Consider the following 21885-nt stretch of genomic DNA (forward strand, 5'->3'; position numbering starts at 1 on the left):
AAAGCCATCAACTGCAAAAAATAATTGATTATTTTAAAGAATTGATTGTCACCATAAAATAAAAAAGCACCGAAAAAATTCAGTGCTTTAAGCAAACATATCTTTCTTTTTTTATAAACTATCTACTATAGTTTGGCGCTTCCTTTGTAATTGTCACATCGTGCGGATGGCTTTCCGCAATACCCGAAAAAGTAATTTTTACAAACTTTCCGTTCTCTTTCAGCGTTTCAATATCTTTGGAGCCACAATAGCCCATGCCAGCACGGAGTCCGCCAATAAACTGAGTCATACTTTCAACCAATTCACCTTTGTACGGTACACGTCCCACGATTCCTTCCGGAACCAGTTTTTTAATATCGTCCTCCACATCCTGAAAATATCGGTCTTTGGAACCTTGCTTCATCGCCTCCACAGAACCCATTCCGCGATATGATTTAAACTTTCTACCTTCATAAATAATTGTTTCTCCAGGAGATTCCTTTGTTCCAGCCAATAATGAACCAAGCATTACACAATCTGCTCCAGCAGCAATTGCCTTGGGAATATCCCCCGTGTAACGAATTCCACCGTCTGCAATAACGGGTACACCGCTCCCTTTAATAGCCGCGGCAACTTCCAGCACCGCAGAAAACTGAGGAAACCCAACTCCCGCAACCACGCGGGTTGTACAAATAGAACCAGGACCAATTCCAACTTTTACGGCATCGGCACCAGCGTCAACTAAATATTTAGCAGCATCGGCTGTGGCAATATTTCCCACAACCACATCTAAATCCGGAAATTTTTGTTTTACTTGTTTTAAAACCTCAACCACTCCTTTTGTATGTCCGTGGGCAGTATCAATAATTACAGCATCAATTTGTGCATTTACCAAAGCCTCTGCTCTTTGCACTGCATCTGCTGTAACCCCTAATGCTGCGGCAACGCGAAGTCTTCCGAATTTATCTTTATTGGCAATGGGCTTTTGGGTAAGTTTTGTTATATCTCGAAATGTAATAAGCCCCAACAATTTTCCGTCGTCGCTCACTACAGGCAATTTTTCAATTTTATTTTGCTGAAGAATTATCTCAGCTTCCTTTAAGGATGTTCCCTGTGCAACTGTCACTAAGTTTTCGGAAGTCATTACCTCGCTCAAAGGACGTTTTAAATCTTTTTCAAAACGAAGATCGCGGTTTGTTACAATGCCTATAAGTTTTCCAGCATTATCAGTGATAGGAATACCACCAATGCTGTACTCACGCATGGTTTTTTGGGCATCGCCCACGGTATTCTCTTTTTGCAGCGTAACGGGATCGATTATCATTCCGCTTTCGGCACGTTTTACTTTTCGTACTTCAGCAGCTTGTTCTTCAATAGTCATATTTTTGTGAAGCACACCGATACCCCCTTCGCGGGCAATGGCAATGGCCATGGCGCTTTCGGTAACCGTATCCATCGCTGCGGACACAATTGGTACATTGAGTGTAATATTTCGTGAAAATTTTGTGGCGATGGAAACTTCGCGCGGTAAAATTTCGGAATAGGCAGGCACTAAAAGTACGTCGTCGTAAGTAAGGCCTTCCCCAAGAATCTTGTTGTCGTGTGCGGTCATTGCAATTAAATTAACTTCCGAAAGAGCGAAAGTGGTTATGGATTAATTGCGTGCAAATGTACGTTAAATTAAGTAATTAATTTAGCTTTCTTTTTGTAAATCCGTGTGGAATGTATAAAGGGCCTTCATCATAAAAACTAATGTACAGCAGTATTGGTTCTTTTAATCCATCATACATCACTTCATACACATCTACCAGTGCGCTTCCCATCATCCCGTTTTCACTTTCATACGGACAGCAACTGCCCCTACGGTGAAAGATAAGTTCTTCCCCATTAGGCCCTGCCAAAGATGCAATATACCTACGTTGGTTTGAAACGCTTTTTTCCCCAACCATTACAGGATATTCTCCCGAAAGGGCATATTTTTTATTGGGTGCCATTTCTGTAACATCCAAAAATGGTTCGTGGGCAGTAGCTGTTTCTGTTGGATTTGTAGAAGAGCTTAAAATTGCTGGTTGTTTTGCTCCACATGATACTAAAAACAAAGCGAGAAAAACAGTTGGCAGGAAATATTTCATACAAAAAGGTTTTTTTTCGAATGTACGATTATTTCCCAAAAAGAAAAATAAATATTTTATTTCTAAATTTTAATCTGAAGCGTCGTATACCAAGTACGCGGCTGACTGGGAAGAATTCCCGGACCGGGATACCCAGTAGCGCGGCGTGTAAAATAACTGTTATCCAAAACATTGTTGATTCCGCTTTCCAACTTAAAACGGCCAAAAGTATATGCCAAGGAAAGATCCAAAATATCATAGGCCGGAATTTCGCCCACGATGCCACTCTGGCTTTCAAAATCGCGCTCACTGTTGGTGGCATCGGTAAATTGCTTGCTCAAATAAGTGTATTGCAGACTTCCCAAAAAGTTTTTATAACCAAAACCAAGTCCTGTTTTTAGGTTGATAGCAGGAATAAATTCCACATTTTTGCCTTCCACATTATTTTCTTCGGAAGAAGTGTATTCGCTATCGGTAATTGCAAGATTCACGAAATAATTCATCCTAAAATTTCTATTCGCCGAAAAAGTTTCCATAATGTTCCAATCCACAAAACTTTCCAAACCATAGGTAACCGCATCGCCAATATTTCCGCGGAAGCGTTCCTCTTGAATATCGCTCACCTCGCGCACGATAACCCCTAACCTATCCTGATAGCTTAAGAAAAAACCACCAATGTCATACGAAAGATATTTACCAAACCGTCCGCGTGCGCCCAAGTCAAAAGTGTAACCTTGCTCATCGGTAATGTTTGGATCAACTACTAATGACGGATTGGTTATTCTAATATCATTAAAAGTAACTGAACGGTAGTTTTGGCTGACGTTCCCATAAATTTCCAACGACTTTAAGGGTTTATAACTCAACCCTACTCCCAATAACACAAAAGCTCGGTCAAATTCGCGGTTATCGGCAATGTCCTCATTCAAGATAGGATTGCCAGCAATGTCGAAATTTATTTTTTTGTATTCCCCTTCGCTCTGTGTTTTTATATATTCAAACCGGAAACCGGGCGTAACCGAAAACTTGGACGAAATGTTAAAAATATTTTCACCAAAAGCAGCAAAATTAAGGTTTGGGAATTCAAAATCACTTTGGCGCGGGTAGTTGGGATATTCCGAAGATGCGAATTCAAAATTGGCGTCACTACCGTTGGTTCCCGGCCCTTGGCGTTCATTATTGTTTGATTGATAATATTTTCCGCCGAACAAAACCACATTTTCATTTCCAAATAAATTGTAATGCGTCAACAGCCTAGCTTCCGCACCCCAATTATTGAAATTGCCCACAATCAACTCCCGTGGCGCATCTAGATCATCCTGTTGTGAAACCCTGTTTTCACGGAAACCAACGGATTTTCTATAGGCATCCAGTGCAAAAAGGTTTAGGCTGAAATCTGTTTTATCCGAAAAACTGTGATCCAAACGAAGCGAATAGAGTTTCCAATCTACCTTAAACCAGTTTCGCGTCCGGTTGCTAAAAGTGGGATCTTCCTCAAATTGCCTATCGGTAAGTCCGCCCGGCTGTTGTGCCAAATAGTTCAAATAGCTCATTTCAAAAGCGAGCTTTGTATTTTCCGAAAAATTATATTCCAAATGAACGTAGGCGTTATGTGAGTCAAATTCTGAATTGGGCCTAAAATCGTCACCCGTCTTAAAGTTGTAATACGCGTAATAACCAAACTTCCCCACGGTGCCGCTCAGACTGTTGAAACTATTGAAAAGTTCATACGAACCTAAGGATTGTCGGGAAATCCATTCTATTTTTTTCTTCGGATTGGGTTGGTGCAACTTAAAATTTATCAATCCGCCAAACTGCGTTCCGTACTGAAGCGAAGCCGCGCCACGGACTACTTCAATCTCACTGATGGCATCTGCCGGCGGAGTGTAGTAACTTTCGGGATAGCCCAAAACATCTGCCGAAATATCGTACCCATTTTGGCGGGTATTGAAGTTTGCGGTTCGGTTTGGGTTTAAACCGCGACCGCCAATGTTCAACTGCAACCCGCCATCGTTGTTTTCATAAATATTAAGCCCCACAACCTGCGCATATATCTGGCGGGCATTGTTGGTAGCCGTATTTGTGGTAAGGTTATCCATAACTACAACTTCGCTCTTTTTTCCCGCGTAAATGGCCGTGCCTTCCACCTGTTTTAAATTCCGCAAAGCGAAAATTTCCTCTTTACGTTTTGTAATCAGTACTTCGGAAAGCTGCTCGCCAAGCAATTCCAATTCAAAGGTAATTGCGGTATTTTCTGAAATAGTCAGCTGCTTTTTCAATACTTCATATTCCAAATTAAAGACAGCAAACCCATAGGTTCCAGCGGGAATATCCGAAAATTCAAAATTTCCATTTTCATCACTTACTTTAGATTTTCCGAGGTCGAGAATATACACTTCGGCGTAAGCTATAGGCGTTTGAGTTTCCTTTGAAACCACTTTTCCAGAAACAGAAAATTGTGCAAATACGGAAAGATTCACAAAAAGAAAAAATAGAAATAGAGCGTTTTTCAACATTGTATGTTTTTAAAGTCCTGTAATAGTGTCGTTAAATGGAAGTATCCAATCCTTTCTTCGGAAGGATTCCCGATGTTTCATCAAATCTACGTTTGGGTCAACGTAAGGCTGACTCAATCTTCCGTTGAGTGCCACATAGCTTTCAGCGTAAACAGCCACATTTTCGTGGCCTTCCGCCTCAAAATGTTCACCCAAAAAATGTGCGTATTGCAATATAAAATCGGGTTGGGTACTCATTTGTTTTTCCTGAAAGGGCGTTAAAAAGTCTGTATTATTCACTAGAAATTGTTCGCCCGTTTCGGTATTCTTTATTTTGAATTGTGCATATCCAGCTTTCTCCATCAACATAACCCGCCACGAAAATCGGTAGCCTTCCTCTGTCCAAAAAAGCTCATTTGGATACGCCAAATAGCGCCACGGGAACAATAGCTGAATCACGAAAAATATAGCAAGAATCGGCAAGGCAATATTTCTTTTGAAACGGTATTTCTTTGTTTGCGAAAGAGCGACCATTTTGGAATAATCAATTCGCAATAATTTTGAAATAAAACGAATTACTTTTCTGTGAAAGCCAGTGTCAAAAAAGATAAGCGTGCTCACGATCATTATGTACGGAAACATACCGATAGGAAACAAAACCCGCGTCATTACGTGAAAAATTACGACCAAGGCAAAAGCAAACCAGCGCGTACGCCTGTAAAGCAATAAAAAAGGAATAGCCAAATCATACAGGGCGCCACTCCAACTGAAAGTGTAATGCACCCACTGCTGCTGCATCAAGTCTCCCAAAAAAGGAAGATCGTATTTTGAGGGAAGCCAAATCTTCAACGGCATGGCATTAAAAAGCCAATCGCTGTTCAGCTTTGCCAGACCTGCATAAAAATAGACGATTCCCAACATTAGTTTGATGCTATCTATAGTCCATTTTGGGATCATTTGAAAACCCTTCCTCGGGTTTTTATAAGCATCCACTGAAAAGTAAACGTTTGCAGGAAGAAAAATCATTAAAAACGCAATGCAACTTATAAAATAATAATGGTTGAGATAAGTGGTTTTATCCATCAACTCAATATAAGTGAAGCTTAAAAAGAAAACTATTATCGCCATTCGGTATTTATAGCCCAAAGCCACGAAAAGAGCGGCAATTCCACATATTATAAAAATAATATAGGTATAATCGCCAATGGGCTTTACCCATTCAAAACCGTAATAACTGAAGAAAAATTTCGGTTGGATGTAGAGTTTTTCAATCCAGCCATTTGCCCAAAAACGAAGAATGGACAAAGCCATCATAAATCCAAAAAGAACACGAAAGACCGCAAGTGGTGCGGCCTGTGTGTCTTTCTTGAAATATTTTTGAACTGCCGTTAACATTAGTCCCCGTCAGCGTCAACATAATCTATGGTAACATCAAAAGCCTGTACCATATCTACCTTAAAAAGTACGACAAGACGTTGCAATTCGTCATACGAAGCAAGCATTTTTGAGTTATCAGTTTCAATCTGTTCTACAAAATTTGCATTTAGCTCGTTTGCCTTATTTTTTGCGACAGTGAATTGATCGTTTATTAAAGCACTTAAATTTTCACCATTTTTGATGGTATTCAAATAATCCAAATATGTTTTGAAACTCTCTCCATTGGAAGTTCCGTTAAAACTTTTCCCATTAAAGAAATCTACACTGGCATCAATAGCTTCCAATAAAAGTTCTTTTGAAATATCCTTTTTGTAAAAAGCCTCTACGTTTTGGGGCAAAGTTCCGTTTGAAAATATTCCCGCAGGAATACCCACTTTACCCGCTCGAAGCGCCTTTTCAAAATAAAATATGTAATCGTTTGTAAGTTTGTCCACCGCCCCGGAAGCTGAGGAACTTGTATTTGCTACAAAAGTATCGCGGTAACCGCCCGTCCAGCTTGTAAGCACCTCATTGCTTAAACTTTTTATGGTATGTGAAAGGGTTGATAAATAATTCTTATAACCTACAGCATTGGAATTTGTAGTGTAAAAAGTTACGATTTCGGCGTCATTTTCGGCTAAACCGTTCAACATATAGTCCATTGCCGGAAAACCTTGTTTGTCTATGGTAGAAGGAAGGTCAAAATCGTAATTACCGCTGGCGATAAAATCTTCAATCTGGGCAACTTTTGTCGGGTACACGTTTAAACGATTTCTAAAACGGATATCCTCTGCTTTTCCAACTTCAAACATAGAAACATTTTGAAAAGATACGTATGCAACTTTCCACGCCGCACGCAGCGATTGCAGATTTTCTACTGTGGGTGCTGCGTTGAACGCAGCCGTTGCAGCTTCCATTTCAACTACTTTTGAATTAAAGCTGGTATATGCCGGAATGATGATAGTATCGGCCCAATTGGCGAGCATGGCGCCCCGATCAAAATTGTCGTTTGTTTCTGTTGGGCCATCATTATCGCTGGAACAAGCTGTAATTGCCACTGCGATGATTGCCAAAAGGATTCCTGATTTTAAAAATTTCATCATAAAAGATTTTATTAAAAAAACAATCGGCCAGAATTACCGACCGATTGGCTACTAACTCAATTTAATTATAGACTTCCTGCCTGCGCTACAGTAAACTCAAACTTTGCTGCCATGGCTTCAGATACTGCATCTAATGTTTCTGGAGTAATATCCCAAAATCCATTATCTGATGAATTCAACAACATATCCAATAGTGCATCCACTTCGGTTTTTGAAAAAAGCGGTGTATTATTATCAGATTTTCTTGTAAAACGTAGACTGTAAACGAACCCATAGGCTTCCGATAAGGCGTGGAATGCACCTTGACGATCGCCGTCAACAATTTTATTTTTTCCCGCTTGCAGGTAATAAATACCACGTACTGCTATTACTTCAGAAATTTTCTCGCGAATGATTGCTACCTGCTCATCGCGAACCTCGTAATTTTTTGCAACAATTGCGGCGCGGCCCATTTTAAAGGCATCAAATATTTCAGCAGCAATGGTAGAAAAATCCGGATCATCATTTACGCGGCCTACATATTCGTTCAAAAATTTGTCGTCTTCACCTATTGTTAAATTTGGTGTTTCGGGATTTGCAGATGTTCCATAAAGGTAACCGTAGGCCTCATCCCATTTGTGCTCCATAGTTGTGTAAGTTTTATTTTCTTCAGTAATACCGTTATCGTTATTTTCACGATTATTACCTTCATCAAGCACAGCGGCACTTAGATAGTTATTAAGCATTTGGTCTGCCATTACAGCTCCCAAAAGGCTTTTTGCAAAGGCCTGATTATACTCTAATCCTTTAGCGTTAACGTATCTTGTGCGAGAACCATCTGCAATTTGTCCAGGTGTTCCAGGAGTTGCGACTACCATTATATTTGGAAAGACCTCATTGATTTGTGCAAAAATATAATCTTCAAAAGTTGCCTTAATTGCGGCGCTCTCAGAAGTATTAGTGAAAAAATAATCATAGGAAGCTGCAGTTTTGCTTCGAAGATTTTTATCGGAAGCATTTAAATCTGCATCTGAAAAATCCATATTTCCCGCTTGATGGTTGAACATTGCCAATAGTGAAGCTTCCGTAGCATTGTCAAAATCCATAAATGCATTTGCAGTTTCACCGGCCATTAAAATTCTTGTGGTTTGTCCTTCAAAGCTAACTGTTGATTCGCTACCGCGCATAAATTTATAGGTTGCCGGGGCTTCAACAGTATTTTGAACTATAGGCTGATCGTCATCGGAAGAACACGAGACGAATAAAAGTGCTGTAATTGATGTGGTTAAAATTAGGCTTTTCATTTTAAATATTATTTAGACTGAATTAAAATAGGTTGATTTTTCAGCCGCAAAAATAATAGTCAAAAATAAACCTCACAAGTTTATTTAGAATAAATTTAAATAAAATTTAATTTGAAATGTTATTTGTTTGAAGAAACTTCCAGTTGGTGTTTGTATTGAAGCCTTGCAACTCCAGCCCATTGCAGTAATAGCTTTTTGTCATCTTCTGAAAGATCACCATGGATGATGGTATAGGATTTTAATGGCATTTCATCATCTTCTACCATTTCAATAAGTTCCTCTAGTTTGTGCTCTTTCTTTTTGATAGAGTAATCGTTCCAGGCTGAAACATTGAAATGCTTTTTTCCGTGTTCAATATGATCGTCAAGCCAAAGTGAAAAAGGAGCAACCTCAGCATACCATGGATACTGGGTTTGGTCACTATGGCAATCGTAGCAATTTTCTTTTAAAATGGCAGCTACTTTTACAGAAGGTTTTGTTTCTGTTTCAAAAAGGGCAACATTCTCATACCCTCCATTATTCTTTTCCGGACGAATAAACTGAATTGCCACCAAAGCAATGAGTGCCAATACCAAAACTATTTTTATAACTTTTTTTACCATTATTTTTTTAGCGAATTTAAGTAGAAAATAATTGCTTTCCGAATATCAGCAGCCGTTTCGGTTTCCTTGGGTGTATAGATTTTAACAATCCCCTTATTTTCAGGCGTTAAAAAGGGAATGTCCAATCCTTTGAGTAAAAAGTCACTGAAGGCCACTGTATACGTTTTATTATCGCTAATTGACTGATTGTTTATTTGCCAATTCCCCTTTTCGTTTTGTGAAAATTTGTAGCGTTGAAGATATGCTCCTTCACCACTTTGTGAGTTTCCAAACTCCAAAACTTCTTTTAATAAACTTCCTTTTAAATCTACTTTCAGCACACTTCCGCCAAAGGGGAGGACTCTAAAAATATCAATACTAGTTATATCCCCCACCAGTCTATCATCTATCCTTATTGAACCTCCGTTTACCAAGGCGCCATCAACGTTATCACTATATGCATAGGACATGGAACGTGTAATTAATTCACCTATATTGGTTTGTTTTCTTCTATTGGATTTATCTGTGCCATCTAGTGGAGATGAAGCGTTGTAAATTACTTCTTCGGGGTTTTCTACAACTTCTTTCAGTTTCGAGTTCACAAGATCTGTCCATTTGCTTACTACGCGTTCTACCTTGGCTGAGGATGCTATTTTATCTGTTACCATCATCAATTCAGAATTGATATGGAGATATTTTGTACGAAGGTTATAGATAAGGGTATGTACGTATACACTTTTTGCATTGGCATCTGCTTTCGCTATAATTGTTCTTCCTTCTTTTACAAGCATATTGTAGTGCTCATGTCCACCCATTATTAAAGGTAATGCTCTCAAGCGACTAGCTATTTCTTTATCTTCATCTATAGAAACGTGTGTAAGGCCAACTACAAAATCAGCTTTTTGAATGGCCAGGTCATATGCTCTTATGGCATTCTCATAAATATTGCCATAGGACACATAATCTTTTGGATTGGAAGGGAGTGTTACCCCAAAAACTCCAAATTTCATTTTATTTCCATCAGCGTCTATTGCGTTAAAAGTTGAAAAATCTGATGAGGGCACGGTGGAATATTGCCATTTTCTAGCAAAAGGCATAAGACCCGATTCCGTTACGTGACGAACATTTGCGGTAGTCCAGGTAAAGTTTGATTCATTTAATCTTTTCTGCAGATCTTCTTCGCTCAAATCGAACTCGTGATTGCCAAAGGTTACCAAATCAATATCCATTGCGTTGAGCACGTCAATCATCTGTTTCCCATTTACGCGTTCACCATCTATTTTTAATGTTCCAATTAAAGATGGGTTAAGAAAATCGCCAGCTAAAAACATATATGTATTAGGAAACCTTTCTTTAATAGAATCACGAATATGGGCCACTCGGGCCAATCCACCATATTCTCCTCCGTTCATGGGAGCAATTTCATATACATCGTTAATCTGAACAAACTTAAGGGTTACGGCGCCAGCGCCCTTTATGGGGTCTTCCGGATATAGTTGAAGGGCTTCGCAGCTCGATAAAAAATAGCCCACTAAAGCTAAAAGTATAAAATTTCTCATTTAATGATATTTAGTAAAAATTTTAGTTGCTTCATTATGTGCGCTTTCAAAAGACATCGGGTTAATGTTGCTCGAAACTTTTTCAGCAGTAAAATAGCTGAGCATTTTTTCGGTAGGCATGTTCCCTGTCAAATCGTCTTTAGCCATTGGGCAACCACCAAAACCTTGAATGGCTCCATCAAATCTTCTGCAGCCAGCTTTATAGGCTGCATTAATTTTTTCATGCCAAGCATTTGGTGTGGTGTGCAAATGTGCGCCAAATTCTATGTGGGGATATTTGGGTATTAAGTTAGTAAATAAATATGAAATAATATCAGGTGTAGATGAACCTACTGTATCACTAAGGGAAAGAATCTTTACTCCCATAGCTGAAAGCTTCTCCGTCCACTCCCCTACAATATCAACATTCCAAGGGTCTCCGTAAGGATTTCCAAAGCCCATGGATAGATAGGCCACTACTTCTTTATTGTTTTTTTCGGCTATATTTAATATATCTTGTAATATCACTAAGGATTCACTAATTGTTTTGTGCGTGTTACGCATTTGGAAATTTTCAGAAATAGAAAAAGGATAACCCAAATAATCAATTTCAGGATGTTTCACTGCATCTTCCGCCCCGCGAAGGTTAGCGATGATGGCAAGCAATTTACTTTTGGTTGCAGAGAGGTCCAGCTTTGAAAGTACTTCCGCAGTATCACGCATTTGCGGGATTGCCTTTGGTGAAACGAAACTTCCAAAATCAATGGTATCAAAACCGCAACGCAAAAGCGATTGTATATATTTCACTTTTTGCTCGGTGGGAATCCAGTCTTTGATGCCTTGCATGGCATCGCGCGGACATTCTATAATTTTTACTTGCTGCATTGCTTCAAAGATAGCAATTCCTGCGCAGGCAGGAATCTTTCAATTTTAAAAAAGAATTATGGAATTAGGGCAGCAAGATAAAAATGGCAATGCCCACAAAAACAACTATCTGAAGCCACTTTAAAACAATGCCCATACTTTTCCATTCGGAGATTAAAGATGAAATCTTACCCGCCGCGAGGGCTATACTACTGAAAGTTATAAAAGAAACCATCATAAAAGTTATTCCCAAAATGTAAAATTGCAGCACGGAGTTTCCGTCTTCATTCCAAAGAAAACCAGGGAAAAACGCCAAAAAGAAAATCATTACTTTGGGGTTTACCAAATTCATGATTACTCCTGTTTTAAAAAGTTGTGTGTATGATTTTTTTGGCGCATTTTCAGCCAAGGAAATATGCTCGTCACTTTTATAGACTTTGTACGCCAAGTAAAGCAAGTAACAAGCCCCAAAAACCTTTATTGCGTAAAAAAGTTCTTCCGAAGCAGTAATAATTGCAGAAATGCCAAAAGCCAAAAGTGTAGTGTGGACTATGCAACCACTTATCAATCCAGCAGTTGTGGCGATGCCACTTTTGGTGCCGTTGGCCAAGGATTGCGTAAGCACATAAATATTGTCCGGTCCCGGAGAAATTGCCAAGGCCAGGGTTGCAATTGAAAAGGAAATTAGGGATTCAATCATAAAAAAAGACATAAGACCGCTACGCTTTAAGACGTAAGATTAAAGACTCTCAAATTATTCAAATCAAGATATTTATTTAACATTTTTTAAAAGTTATCCTATGTCTTAAATCCTACTGGTCCTATGTCCTTTTCAAAAGCGCTTTGTTTATTTGTTGAATCAGCCCCGGCCCTTCGTATATAAAGCCTGTGTAAAGTTGCACCAAACTTGCACCGGCCTCCAGTTTTTCCACAGCATCTTTAGCAGAATGGATTCCGCCAACGCCAATAATTGGAAACGCTTTGTTGCTTTTTTCCGAAAGAAAACGGATTATTTCCGTAGCTCTTTTGGTTAATGGTTTTCCGCTCAGACCGCCCATTTCCTTTTTGTTTTCAGAGGAAATTCCTTCGCGGGAAATGGTTGTATTGGTTGCGATAACGCCGTCAATCTTTGTTGTGGCAACTATTTCGATAATGTCTAAAAGTTGCTCGTCGGTTAAATCGGGAGCTATTTTCAGTAGAATTGGTTTGCGAGTTCCCGACTCCGCTCGAACGGACATTTCATTATTTCTATCCTGTAGTGTTTGCAACAAATTAGTCAATGGCTTTTTTTCCTGCAACGCACGAAGGTTTGGCGTGTTAGGCGAACTTACATTTACCACAAAATAATCCACATAATCAAAAAGCGCCTCAAAACAGATAATGTAATCGTTTACAGCTTCCTCGTTGGGCGTGTTTTTGTTTTTACCGATGTTTCCTCCGATCAAGATCCTTCGACTGCGCTCAGGGTGACAGTTCGATTTCAATCTTTCAACCGCTTCTTTCACCCCGCCATTGTTAAAACCCATTCGGTTAATAATTGCGGCATCTTCCTTTAAGCGAAACAATCGCGGTTTTTCGTTCCCCGGCTGTGGTTTTGGGGTAATGGTTCCTATTTCAATAAAACCGAAACCGAAATTTGAAAGTTCTTTATACAGCTTTGCATCTTTGTCAAAACCGGCGGCAAGCCCCACTGGGTTTGGAAATTTCAATCCAAAGAGTTCGCGTTCCAGTTTTGGGTTTTCTACTTTATAAATACTTCTGAAAATACTTCCGAAGCCAATTTTATGAAAAAACCGAATCAATGAAAATGTGAAGTGGTGGATTTTTTCGGGATCGAAACTAAAAAACAGGGGACGAATGACGCTTTTGTACATAGTTGAAAAATGTGGTACAAAAATACACTAAACTATGTATTTGTTATTTTGAATATGCTTTATTTTGTAGTGTAAAAGAAAAATTATGATCGAAAAACAACACATTATCAATCGCTTTAAAAGCTACGTTACCATAGATACCGAAAGCGACCCAAATAGCGATACTACCCCAAGTACCAAAAAGCAATGGGATCTTGCCAATAAACTTGCCGAAGAGCTTAAGCAAATTGGGATGGAAGATGTTAGCATTGACGAAAACGCCTATATAATGGCCACTTTGCCGTCAAACGTTTCACATCCGGTTCCCGTAATCGGGTTTGTTTCCCACTTTGATACTTCCCCAGATTTTACAGGAGCGAATGTAAAACCGCAAATAGTTGAAAACTACAACGGAAAAGATATTGTGCTGAACAAAGAACAGAATATCGTTCTTTCTCCAGATTATTTTGAGGATTTGTTGCTCTATAAAGGCCAAACGCTAATCACAACAGATGGTACAACACTTTTGGGTGCAGATGATAAAGCTGGGATTACAGAGATTGTTTCAGCTATGGAATACCTTATAAACCATCCCGAAATAAAACACGGAAAAATTCGTGTAGGTTTTACACCCGATGAGGAAATAGGCCGCGGTGCACATAAGTTTGATGTAAAAAAATTCGCTGCTGATTGGGCCTACACTATGGACGGTAGCCAAGTGGGCGAACTGGAATATGAAAACTTCAACGCAGCTGGCGCTGTGGTTACCGTAAAGGGAAAAATTGTTCACCCTGGTTACGCAAAAGGGAAAATGGTAAACAGTATGTACATTGCTACAGACTACATAAATTCTTTACCAAGACTTGAAACCCCAGAGCACACCGAAGGGCGTGAAGGTTTTTTTCATCTGCATGGTATAAAGGGAACTGTGGATGAGACCAAGATTCAATACATTATTCGTGACCATGACAAAAAGCATTTTGAAGCCAGAAAGGAAATGATTCAGAAACTGGCTGATGATTTAAATGAACAGTTTGAAATGGAAGTAGTAACAGTTGAAATAAAAGACCAATATTTCAATATGCGCGAAAAAATTGAACCCGTAATGCACATTGTGAAAATTGCAAAACAAGCCATGGAGCAGGCTGGCATTGAGCCATTAATAAAACCAATTCGCGGTGGCACCGATGGTTCGCAACTTAGCTTTATGGGGCTACCGTGCCCGAACATTTTTGCTGGCGGGCACAATTTTCACGGCAGGTATGAATATGTGCCTGTGGAAAGCATGCAAAAGGCTGTAGAGGTAATTGTGAACATTGCAAAAATTACCGCAGAGGATATCTCAAAGTTTAAGAAAGAAGAAGAATAGTTTTTTGAAAGAATTATTCAAAAAAGAAACTCCCTCAACTATTTAACAACAGATTGAGGGAGTTTTTATTCAAAAAAGGAACAATTTACTATTTCTTTTCTTTTACGGGAGCGTTTAGTTTTGCTGTTCTTTCCATAGAAATGGCAGATCTTTCAAACTTTATTTTTCCGGCACCACATTCAATAACACAGGTTCCATCATCATTAAGTTCAAGCACTCTTCCGTGAATTCCGCCATTGGTAATAACTTTATCGCCTTTTTTAAGTTGGGCGGCAAATTGTTTTTCCTGTTTGGCTTTTTTCATTTGGGGACGTATCAAAAAAAGGTACATCACCAAAAACAATAATATTATTGGTAAAAAACTTTGTATTTGTTCCATAGCAGTTATTTATTCCTAAAAGGTAAAATTAGGAAGTTGGGGTTTTAATCGGAGCTTGTGTAGCACCTGCTTTAGGATTTACGAAAGCTTTGATTGTCAAAGTTTCTGTCCCTGCTTTTGTGTTTGTAGTAAGTGTAACTGTTTTGCTCACTTGATTTTGTCCGCTACCATTGAATTTTACCAAAAGCTCACCTGAGTCACCTGGCGCAACTGGTTCCTTAGTATATTCTGGAACTGTACAACCACAGCTACTTTTTGCATTTACAATCAATAAAGGGGCCTCACCAGTGTTTTTGAATTTAAAAACGTGCTCCACATTTGTTCCTTGGTCAATAGTACCAAAATCAAATTGACTTTCTTCAAAAGTGATTACTGGAAATTTGCCCGATTCTGCATCACGTGCCTCTGCTGTGGCGACATTTTCTTCGTTTACTTTGTCTGCTGCATTATCCTTGCAAGAAGAAAAAGCGAAAACAGATAGTATTGCTACTAATAAAACTGATTTTTTCATGATAATTGTTATTTTTTATGTTTTTAGCACGCCAAAAATAGGGATTTTTTTACTTTTATTGAAGTCCGCGTCCAATTTTATTGAGTTTGCCATTTTCTTCAAATTCCTTCACTATTTTATCCAAAATTCCGTTGACAAAAATGCTGCTTTTAGGCGTTGAATATTCTTTGGAAACCTCTAAATACTCGTTGATTGTGGCCCGAACAGGAATTGATGGGAAATATAAAAATTCGGCAATGCCCATTTTCAGAATTATCAAATCTACATCAGCGATTCTTTCTTGGTCCCAGTTTGGTGTTTTTCCCACAATCTGCGCATTTAGCTTGTCTTCGTTCAAAATCACTTTTCTGAAAAGCTGCAATGCGTACTCTCGGTCTTCCTCATTTTTATAGAGGTTGGGAACCAAAAGCGAGGAGGCATTTTTCTCCGAAAGTTTATTTAGCATCTTTACAATGGCCGTATTCACAATGGGAAAATCATCTACCCAAGTCAATCTTTTGTCTTCTAAATAATCGTAAAGCTTGTCATTTGGCGCCACTAATTCCTTGAAAACCTTAATTATGAAATCTCTATCTTCTTTATAAGTAGTTTCTTTTTTTGAAAGGTAATCATCGTACCATTCCAATTGGCGCAGCTCGTTAAAAATAATTGAAACATACTCGCTGTCCAATTTCCAGTAATTGAGTTTTTTCTTTTCAATAATATTAGAAAAGGTTGCGTTTTCGGCAATTACCTTTAAAAGCTTGTTGTCAACAAAAGTACGGCTGGGGTTCTTTTCAAGTGTGGTAGCAAGGTGTTTTTTTTGCGAACGGTTAAGGAAGCTTTCTGCTTGCTCCTGAAGTGAAACAAGCAACTGCAACAACAATAAATAAAGATCCTGCATTTGGTCTATGCTGTGCAACAGAAATTTTTCCTGTGAATCTATATCTGGGTTTACCCGTTGGTTAAAGGCGTAAACGGACTGCAAAACTTTTACTCGTATATGTCTTCTTGTAAGCATATTTTAGAAAGAACTGTTTTTAAAGAAACAACGCACAAGAATGTTCTTGTGCGCTGCAAAGATAGTGTTTTAAAAAAACCGAAACCTATTTTTCGTTTTTTCTTGCATCAATTCTAGCTTGGGCTACGTTGAAGGCTGCTTGATGGGTTGTAATATTATCTGCATCAGCTTTTTTCAAAATTTCAAGCGTAGTGTTATAAATATTTTCGGTCTTGCGCATTATTTCCTTTCGGTCATAATTTTCTAATTCTGCATACACGTTTATAATTCCACCGGCGTTAATCAAGAAATCTGGTGCGTAAACTATTCCTCTTTCACGAAGCATTTTCCCGTGCTTTTGCTCTTCAGCCAATTGATTGTTTGCAGCACCTGCAATAATTTTTGTGTTTAATTGGTTTATGGTAAAATCATTAACAGTAGCTCCTAATGCACAAGGCGCATATATATCCATTTCTTCTGCATAAATGTTGTCACCACCATAAATATTCACGCTGTATTTATCGCGAACTTCTTCCAAACGATCTTGGTTAATATCGGCAATATATACTTTTGCACCCTCATTGCTCAAGTTTTCTACTAAAGCTTCACCTACGTTTCCGATTCCTTGAACATAAATAACTTTATCTTCCAGTATATCGCTTCCAAATTTATATTTTGCCGCAGCTTTCATTCCCATAAAAACACCATAAGCAGTAACCGGTGAAGGGTTGCCCGCGCCACCTTTTGATTCAGAAATTCCTGTAACGTAAGGGGTAACCGTGCGCACCAAATCCATATCTGAAGTTGCCATTCCCACATCTTCGGCAGTAATGTATTTTCCGCCAAGAGAATGTACAAACTCACCAAACTTCAGCATTAATTCTGGAGTTTTTTGGGTTTTTGCATCACCTATCAAAACTGCTTTTCCGCCGCCAAGGTTTAAACCTGTGATTGCACTCTTATAAGTCATTCCTCGTGATAGACGCAGTACGTCGTTTAAGGCTTCCCACTCGCTGGTATAGTTCCACATTCTGGTACCGCCCAAAGCGGGTCCCAAAACAGTGTTGTGAATACCAATTATTGCTTTTAATCCAGTATCTTTGTCGTTGCAAAAAACGATTTGCTCGTGATTGTCGAAGGACATTTGCCCGAAAACCGGGTCAACTTTGTGAAGTTCGTTTGTTTTAATTACTTCAGTTACCATAGCTTTTTTAATTATTTTATTCATCCTTTAAAAAGGCGGTGCAAAAGTAGCTTATTGTTGTCAATTCCACAAAGCAATGGTTGTTAATTTAAGAATTTTAAAAAAGTTAGCGTGCAGCTAACTGAAGCATAAATGAAAGAATTAAAGTATCTCAACAAATATTTTCTAAAATATAAAGGGCGGCTGCTATTAGGTGTGTTCATCACTATTATTGCAACCGTTTTTAAGCTCGTTGTTCCTATGAAAGTGGGCGATTCATTGACTTCGGTCAAACAATATATGAATGGTGAAATTGCGGATATCGGTATTGTAGAACACGAGTTGCTTATTAACATTTTATTGCTTTTAGGCGCTGCGCTGCTATCTGCGCTATTCACTTTTATGATGCGGCAGACCTTTATTGTGGTATCCCGATATGTGGAATACGACCTCAAAAACGAAATTTTTCAACATTACGAAAAACTCTCTTTAGGCTTTTACAAACAGAACCGCACGGGCGATTTAATGAACCGCATCAGCGAGGACGTCTCCAAAGTACGTATGTACGTTGGCCCCGCCCTTATGTACAGTATCACAACATTAACATTGTTTGTGGTTGTTATAAGCTATATGTTTTATCAAGCACCCATCTTAACTATATATGCAATTGCACCATTACCTATTCTTTCCATTGCAATTTATAGATTGAGCGTGCTTATTAACCAACGCACAACCATTGTACAGCAGTATCTTTCAAAACTTACCACCTTTACACAGGAAAGCTTTAGCGGCATTGCTGTAATAAAAGCTTACGGAATTGAGCCGCGCACCAACGCCAATTTTGAAGAACTTGCCGAAGGCAGTAAAGTAAAGAACATAGACCTGGCAAAGGTGCAGGCTTTGTTTTTTCCGTTGATGATTTTACTGATTGGCATAAGCAATATCTTGGTAATTTATATAGGTGGAACTCGGTATATAAATGGTCAGATTGCGGAATTTGGAACCATTGTAGAATTTTTAATCTATGTGAATATGCTCACTTGGCCCGTGGCCGTTGTGGGTTGGGTAACTTCCATGGTGCAGCAGGCAGAAGCTTCACAAAAACGAATCAATGAATTTTTGGAGACCGAACCTTCCATTGAAAATTTGGTTGCTGAAAGCACTCCCGTGGAAGGAAATATTGAATTCAACCATTTGTCGTTTACATATCCCGATACAGGAATCACCGCTTTAAAAGATGTATCTTTTGCGATAAAACCCGGTGAAACACTTGCGATTGTTGGAAATACAGGCTCCGGTAAATCTACCATTCTTGAATTGATTGGCAGACTTTACGATGTGGAAGAAGGAATGCTGAAAATTGATGATACGTCAATCCGCAAATTAAATTTGGAAGATCTGCGGGATAGCATCGGTTACGTTCCCCAAGATGCATTTCTCTTTAGTGATACACTTCGCAATAATATCCGTTTTGGTAAAGAAAATGCTTCCGAAGAAGAAGTAGTTGAAGCCGCAAAAAATGCCGCAGTGCACAAAAACATCATTGGTTTTACAAAAGGCTATGACACTGTTTTGGGCGAGCGCGGAATTACTTTGAGCGGCGGGCAAAAACAACGTGTTTCCATTGCTCGGGCCATTATTAAAGATCCGCAAATACTTCTTTTTGATGATTGCCTTTCTGCGGTAGATACCGAAACTGAAGAGCAAATACTTCAAAACCTGCATAAAATTTCAAAACATAAAACCACTATTATTGTGAGTCATAGAATTTCATCGGCTAAAAATGCAGATAAAATTATTGTTCTGGATGACGGAAAAATCATACAGCAAGGCACACACAGCAAATTGGTAAACAGCGAGGGCTATTACAAGGAACTTTACGCAAAACAACTTTTAGAAAAAGAAATGTAAATTTTACTTTGGCTGATTTGGATTTTTTTTGGATTTTTGGCAAACGTTAGTAAAAAACAGAAATTATGAGTGACCACTATACGATGGAGCAAGAAGAGATTTTTTCAAAAGTAATGCGCGCCGGAAGACGCACCTATTTTTTTGACGTAAGGTCCACAAAAGCAGGAGATTTTTACCTTACCATTACTGAAAGCAAAAAATTTACAAATGACGATGGTTCCTACCATTATAAAAAGCACAAAATCTATCTTTACAAAGAAGATTTCAACGAGTTTAAAGATAACCTTGAAGAAATGATAAATTATGTAATTGATGAAAAAGGTGAAGAAGTAATAAGCGAACGTCATCAAAAAGATTATAAAAAAGAGACCGATGAAGTTCCCGTTGCTGCTGAAAACACTTCAGAAAATGGACAAACGGATACCAGTAACTTTACCGATGTTGAATTTGATGACATATAATTGTCAGATTATTTAAAAAACAGAACCGGCACGGCCAAAACCGCTGCCGGTTTTTTATTTCTAAAAACAACGAAAGCTCAAATACTTTTCCTTATTTTTCACTTTTAAAACAATTTTCCAAACCCTTTTATGGTAAAAAAGCTGTACCAACCCTATAAACCAAATCTGGATTTTTCAGGGTTGGATCACATTGTAATTGGAAGTGGAATGGGCGGGCTCACCGCTGCGACCTGGCTTGCAAAAGCCGGTAAAAAAGTCGCGATTTTTGAACGTCACTACGTGCCCGGTGGTTTTACACATAGCTTTAAACGTAAGGATGGATTTCAATGGGACGTGGGCGTTCATTATGTGGGGAATATGGCGAAAGATTCTTCGCTTCGAGGTTTTTTCGATTTTTTGACAGATGGTAAACTGGAGTGGGAATCCATGGGCGAAGTTTACGATGTTGCACATATTGACGGCACAGAATATAAATTTAAAGCTGGGAAAAAAAACTTCAGAAAACAACTTAAAAGCTATTTTCCCGACGAAGAAAAAGCGATTGACACCTACTTGAAGCTCATTGCAAAAACCAACAAACGCGCCAGTGCTTTTTTCTTTGAAAAAATTTTTGAGCCTTGGCTCAGTAAATCTGTTGGATGGATTTTCAGAAAACGATATTCCAAATTTTCACAAAAAACCACTGGGGAAGTTTTAAATAAAATTACTAAAAACGAACGATTGATTGCCGTGCTTTGTGCACAATGTGGCAATTACGGCCTTTCACCAAAAAACAGTAGCTTCGGGGCACACGCAATGGTAATCGGGCATTTTTTGGAAGGTGGCTACTACCCTATTGGTGGCGCAGACCAGATTTGCGAAAAAACTCTCGAAGTATTTACGGCAAACGGCGGAAAGACTTTTATAAATGCTGATGTAACTAAAATCGTAACTGAAAACAATCGTGTTCAAGGAATTAACCTTGGCGAAAAATTCATTCCGTGCAAAAGCGTGATAAGCAACATTGGAGTGAACAATACCTTTAAATATCTGCTTTCGGAAAAAGATCGAAAAAAGTGCAATTTCAGTTTAAAAAGTGTGCAGCCCGCCAGTGCACATATTTGTTTGTATCTCGGCTTGAACAAATCCAGCGAAGCTCTAAATCTTCCGAAGCACAATCTATGGTATTACAAACACGAAGGCATTGATAAAATATTTGACGAAGCCACTTTGGAAAACGCTCCCGAAAATTTTGCATATATCTCCTTCCCTTCCGCAAAAGATCCAAACTGGGAAACCAAAAATCCGGGTACGGCAACCATTCAGGCTATTTCAGTGGGAAATATGGATTGGTTTGAAGAATTTAAAGATTCAAATTGGATGAAACGTGGCGAGAAATATCTTCAACTAAAAAAGAGTTTTGAAGCTGAAATGCTAAAAGTTCTCTACAAATTTTTTCCGCAGATTGAAGGAACCATTGTTACTTCCGAGGTTTCAACCCCGCTTTCCACAGAAAATTTCACAAATTATAAAAGTGGTGAAATCTATGGTTTGGCACATTCGCCAGAACGTTTCACGCTTCCTTTTTTACGCCCAAAAACGAAAATAAAAGGTTTGTTTTTAGTTGGACAGGATATTACTTTGGTTGGCGTTGCTGGCGCGATGCTCTCAGGATTGCTATGTGCTACCGCAATTTTGAAATTTGGTTCTTGGAAAATTTTTAAGGAAGTAAAGAGATCAAAAAAATCAGAAATTGGGTTTTGAGATTTGGGATTTGGGATTTGGAATTTGGGATTTGGAGTTTGGAATTTGAAATTTTAAACATTTCCATTTTAGCCTTAAGTCTTGTATCTTTCAGCGAAGCGGTCTTTGGTCTATTTTCAAAACCTT

At 38.7% G+C, this 21885-nt stretch carries 19 protein-coding genes; 4 read left to right on the forward strand and 15 right to left on the reverse strand.

All coding sequences use genetic code 11. The features are described from left to right. Positions 1-118: 118 nt before the first annotated feature. From guaB to AC58DT_RS14595, 11 genes are all read right to left on the reverse strand, one after another. Positions 119-1591 carry an IMP dehydrogenase gene (gene guaB, locus AC58DT_RS14545; RefSeq protein WP_497217536.1) on the reverse strand — a complete coding sequence of 491 codons (1473 nt, stop codon included), beginning with the start codon at positions 1589-1591 and terminating at the stop codon, positions 119-121. Between the two features lie 76 nt (positions 1592-1667). Next, a complete protein-coding gene (locus tag AC58DT_RS14550; protein WP_497217537.1) occupies positions 1668-2111 on the reverse strand; it encodes a hypothetical protein in 444 nt (147 codons plus the stop codon). A 62-nt stretch (positions 2112-2173) separates the two neighbouring features. Continuing rightward, positions 2174-4606, reverse strand: coding sequence for a TonB-dependent receptor domain-containing protein (locus AC58DT_RS14555; protein ID WP_497217538.1), 2433 nt, complete (start codon positions 4604-4606; stop codon positions 2174-2176). Between the two features lie 9 nt (positions 4607-4615). Further along, positions 4616-5980, reverse strand: coding sequence for an HTTM domain-containing protein (locus AC58DT_RS14560; protein ID WP_497217539.1), 1365 nt, complete (start codon positions 5978-5980; stop codon positions 4616-4618). Then, positions 5980-7104 carry an imelysin family protein gene (locus AC58DT_RS14565; RefSeq protein ID WP_497217540.1) on the reverse strand — a complete coding sequence of 375 codons (1125 nt, stop codon included), beginning with the start codon at positions 7102-7104 and terminating at the stop codon, positions 5980-5982. Before AC58DT_RS14565 ends, AC58DT_RS14560 begins: the two co-directional genes overlap by 1 nt. Before the next feature lie 65 nt (positions 7105-7169). After that, positions 7170-8387: a DUF4856 domain-containing protein gene (locus tag AC58DT_RS14570; RefSeq protein ID WP_497217541.1), complete on the reverse strand. Its 1218-nt coding sequence runs from the start codon at positions 8385-8387 to the stop codon at positions 7170-7172. A gap of 119 nt (positions 8388-8506) precedes the next feature. Further along, positions 8507-8989, reverse strand: coding sequence for a heme-binding domain-containing protein (locus AC58DT_RS14575; RefSeq protein WP_497217542.1), 483 nt, complete (start codon positions 8987-8989; stop codon positions 8507-8509). Continuing rightward, positions 8989-10527: a bifunctional metallophosphatase/5'-nucleotidase gene (locus AC58DT_RS14580; protein WP_497217543.1), complete on the reverse strand. Its 1539-nt coding sequence runs from the start codon at positions 10525-10527 to the stop codon at positions 8989-8991. Before AC58DT_RS14580 ends, AC58DT_RS14575 begins: the two co-directional genes overlap by 1 nt. Next, positions 10528-11391 (reverse strand): hydroxymethylglutaryl-CoA lyase, encoded by an 864-nt coding sequence (locus AC58DT_RS14585; RefSeq protein WP_497217544.1) that lies wholly within the window; start codon positions 11389-11391, stop codon positions 10528-10530. 64 nt (positions 11392-11455) lie between these two features. Beyond that, on the reverse strand, positions 11456-12070 hold the full coding sequence (locus AC58DT_RS14590) for a LysE family translocator (protein ID WP_497217545.1): 615 nt from the start codon (positions 12068-12070) through the stop codon (positions 11456-11458). Positions 12071-12191: 121 nt separating this feature from the next. Next, positions 12192-13244: a quinone-dependent dihydroorotate dehydrogenase gene (locus AC58DT_RS14595; RefSeq protein WP_497217546.1), complete on the reverse strand. Its 1053-nt coding sequence runs from the start codon at positions 13242-13244 to the stop codon at positions 12192-12194. Between the two features lie 85 nt (positions 13245-13329). On the opposite strand from AC58DT_RS14595, the gene pepT reads away from it, so the two are divergent. Continuing rightward, positions 13330-14592, forward strand: coding sequence for a peptidase T (gene pepT, locus AC58DT_RS14600; protein WP_497217547.1), 1263 nt, complete (start codon positions 13330-13332; stop codon positions 14590-14592). Positions 14593-14680: 88 nt separating this feature from the next. Here pepT and yajC read toward each other — a convergent pair whose 3' ends face one another. The 4 genes from yajC to AC58DT_RS14620 form a co-directional block, all read right to left on the reverse strand. Then, positions 14681-14971 (reverse strand): preprotein translocase subunit YajC, encoded by a 291-nt coding sequence (yajC, locus tag AC58DT_RS14605; protein WP_497217548.1) that lies wholly within the window; start codon positions 14969-14971, stop codon positions 14681-14683. 28 nt (positions 14972-14999) lie between these two features. Beyond that, positions 15000-15482 (reverse strand): DUF1573 domain-containing protein, encoded by a 483-nt coding sequence (locus AC58DT_RS14610; protein WP_497217549.1) that lies wholly within the window; start codon positions 15480-15482, stop codon positions 15000-15002. A 55-nt stretch (positions 15483-15537) separates the two neighbouring features. After that, complete coding sequence (gene nusB, locus AC58DT_RS14615; RefSeq protein WP_497217550.1) at positions 15538-16482, reverse strand: transcription antitermination factor NusB; 945 nt, start codon at positions 16480-16482, stop codon at positions 15538-15540. An 85-nt stretch (positions 16483-16567) separates the two neighbouring features. Continuing rightward, a complete protein-coding gene (locus AC58DT_RS14620; protein WP_497217563.1) occupies positions 16568-17665 on the reverse strand; it encodes a Leu/Phe/Val dehydrogenase in 1098 nt (365 codons plus the stop codon). Between the two features lie 132 nt (positions 17666-17797). On the opposite strand from AC58DT_RS14620, the gene AC58DT_RS14625 reads away from it, so the two are divergent. From AC58DT_RS14625 to AC58DT_RS14635, 3 genes are all read left to right on the forward strand, one after another. After that, positions 17798-19555 carry an ABC transporter ATP-binding protein gene (locus AC58DT_RS14625; RefSeq protein WP_497217551.1) on the forward strand — a complete coding sequence of 586 codons (1758 nt, stop codon included), beginning with the start codon at positions 17798-17800 and terminating at the stop codon, positions 19553-19555. A 65-nt stretch (positions 19556-19620) separates the two neighbouring features. After that, positions 19621-20016, forward strand: coding sequence for a PUR family DNA/RNA-binding protein (locus AC58DT_RS14630; RefSeq protein ID WP_497217552.1), 396 nt, complete (start codon positions 19621-19623; stop codon positions 20014-20016). Between the two features lie 129 nt (positions 20017-20145). After that, positions 20146-21759, forward strand: coding sequence for a phytoene desaturase family protein (locus AC58DT_RS14635; protein ID WP_497217553.1), 1614 nt, complete (start codon positions 20146-20148; stop codon positions 21757-21759). The last annotated feature ends 126 nt before the right edge of the window (positions 21760-21885 follow it).

This window comes from Aequorivita sp. CRS11 (assembly GCF_059693805.1).

Bases quoted from the DNA above. Each gene is read 5' to 3' on its own strand.
- AC58DT_RS14585 (WP_497217544.1), bottom strand. From the start codon at position 11,391: ATGCAGCAAGTAAAAATTATAGAATGTCCGCGCGATGCCATGCAAGGC.
- AC58DT_RS14590 (WP_497217545.1), bottom strand. From the start codon at position 12,070: ATGATTGAATCCCTAATTTCCTTTTCAATTGCAACCCTGGCCTTGGCA.
- guaB (WP_497217536.1), bottom strand. From the start codon at position 1,591: ATGACCGCACACGACAACAAGATTCTTGGGGAAGGCCTTACTTACGAC.
- AC58DT_RS14555 (WP_497217538.1), bottom strand. From the start codon at position 4,606: ATGTTGAAAAACGCTCTATTTCTATTTTTTCTTTTTGTGAATCTTTCC.
- AC58DT_RS14635 (WP_497217553.1), top strand. From the start codon at position 20,146: ATGGTAAAAAAGCTGTACCAACCCTATAAACCAAATCTGGATTTTTCA.
- AC58DT_RS14560 (WP_497217539.1), bottom strand. From the start codon at position 5,980: ATGTTAACGGCAGTTCAAAAATATTTCAAGAAAGACACACAGGCCGCA.
- AC58DT_RS14575 (WP_497217542.1), bottom strand. From the start codon at position 8,989: ATGGTAAAAAAAGTTATAAAAATAGTTTTGGTATTGGCACTCATTGCT.
- nusB (WP_497217550.1), bottom strand. From the start codon at position 16,482: ATGCTTACAAGAAGACATATACGAGTAAAAGTTTTGCAGTCCGTTTAC.
- AC58DT_RS14630 (WP_497217552.1), top strand. From the start codon at position 19,621: ATGAGTGACCACTATACGATGGAGCAAGAAGAGATTTTTTCAAAAGTA.
- yajC (WP_497217548.1), bottom strand. From the start codon at position 14,971: ATGGAACAAATACAAAGTTTTTTACCAATAATATTATTGTTTTTGGTG.
- AC58DT_RS14550 (WP_497217537.1), bottom strand. From the start codon at position 2,111: ATGAAATATTTCCTGCCAACTGTTTTTCTCGCTTTGTTTTTAGTATCA.
- AC58DT_RS14620 (WP_497217563.1), bottom strand. From the start codon at position 17,665: ATGGTAACTGAAGTAATTAAAACAAACGAACTTCACAAAGTTGACCCG.
- AC58DT_RS14580 (WP_497217543.1), bottom strand. From the start codon at position 10,527: ATGAGAAATTTTATACTTTTAGCTTTAGTGGGCTATTTTTTATCGAGC.
- AC58DT_RS14565 (WP_497217540.1), bottom strand. From the start codon at position 7,104: ATGATGAAATTTTTAAAATCAGGAATCCTTTTGGCAATCATCGCAGTG.
- pepT (WP_497217547.1), top strand. From the start codon at position 13,330: ATGATCGAAAAACAACACATTATCAATCGCTTTAAAAGCTACGTTACC.
- AC58DT_RS14610 (WP_497217549.1), bottom strand. From the start codon at position 15,482: ATGAAAAAATCAGTTTTATTAGTAGCAATACTATCTGTTTTCGCTTTT.
- AC58DT_RS14570 (WP_497217541.1), bottom strand. From the start codon at position 8,387: ATGAAAAGCCTAATTTTAACCACATCAATTACAGCACTTTTATTCGTC.
- AC58DT_RS14625 (WP_497217551.1), top strand. From the start codon at position 17,798: ATGAAAGAATTAAAGTATCTCAACAAATATTTTCTAAAATATAAAGGG.
- AC58DT_RS14595 (WP_497217546.1), bottom strand. From the start codon at position 13,244: ATGTACAAAAGCGTCATTCGTCCCCTGTTTTTTAGTTTCGATCCCGAA.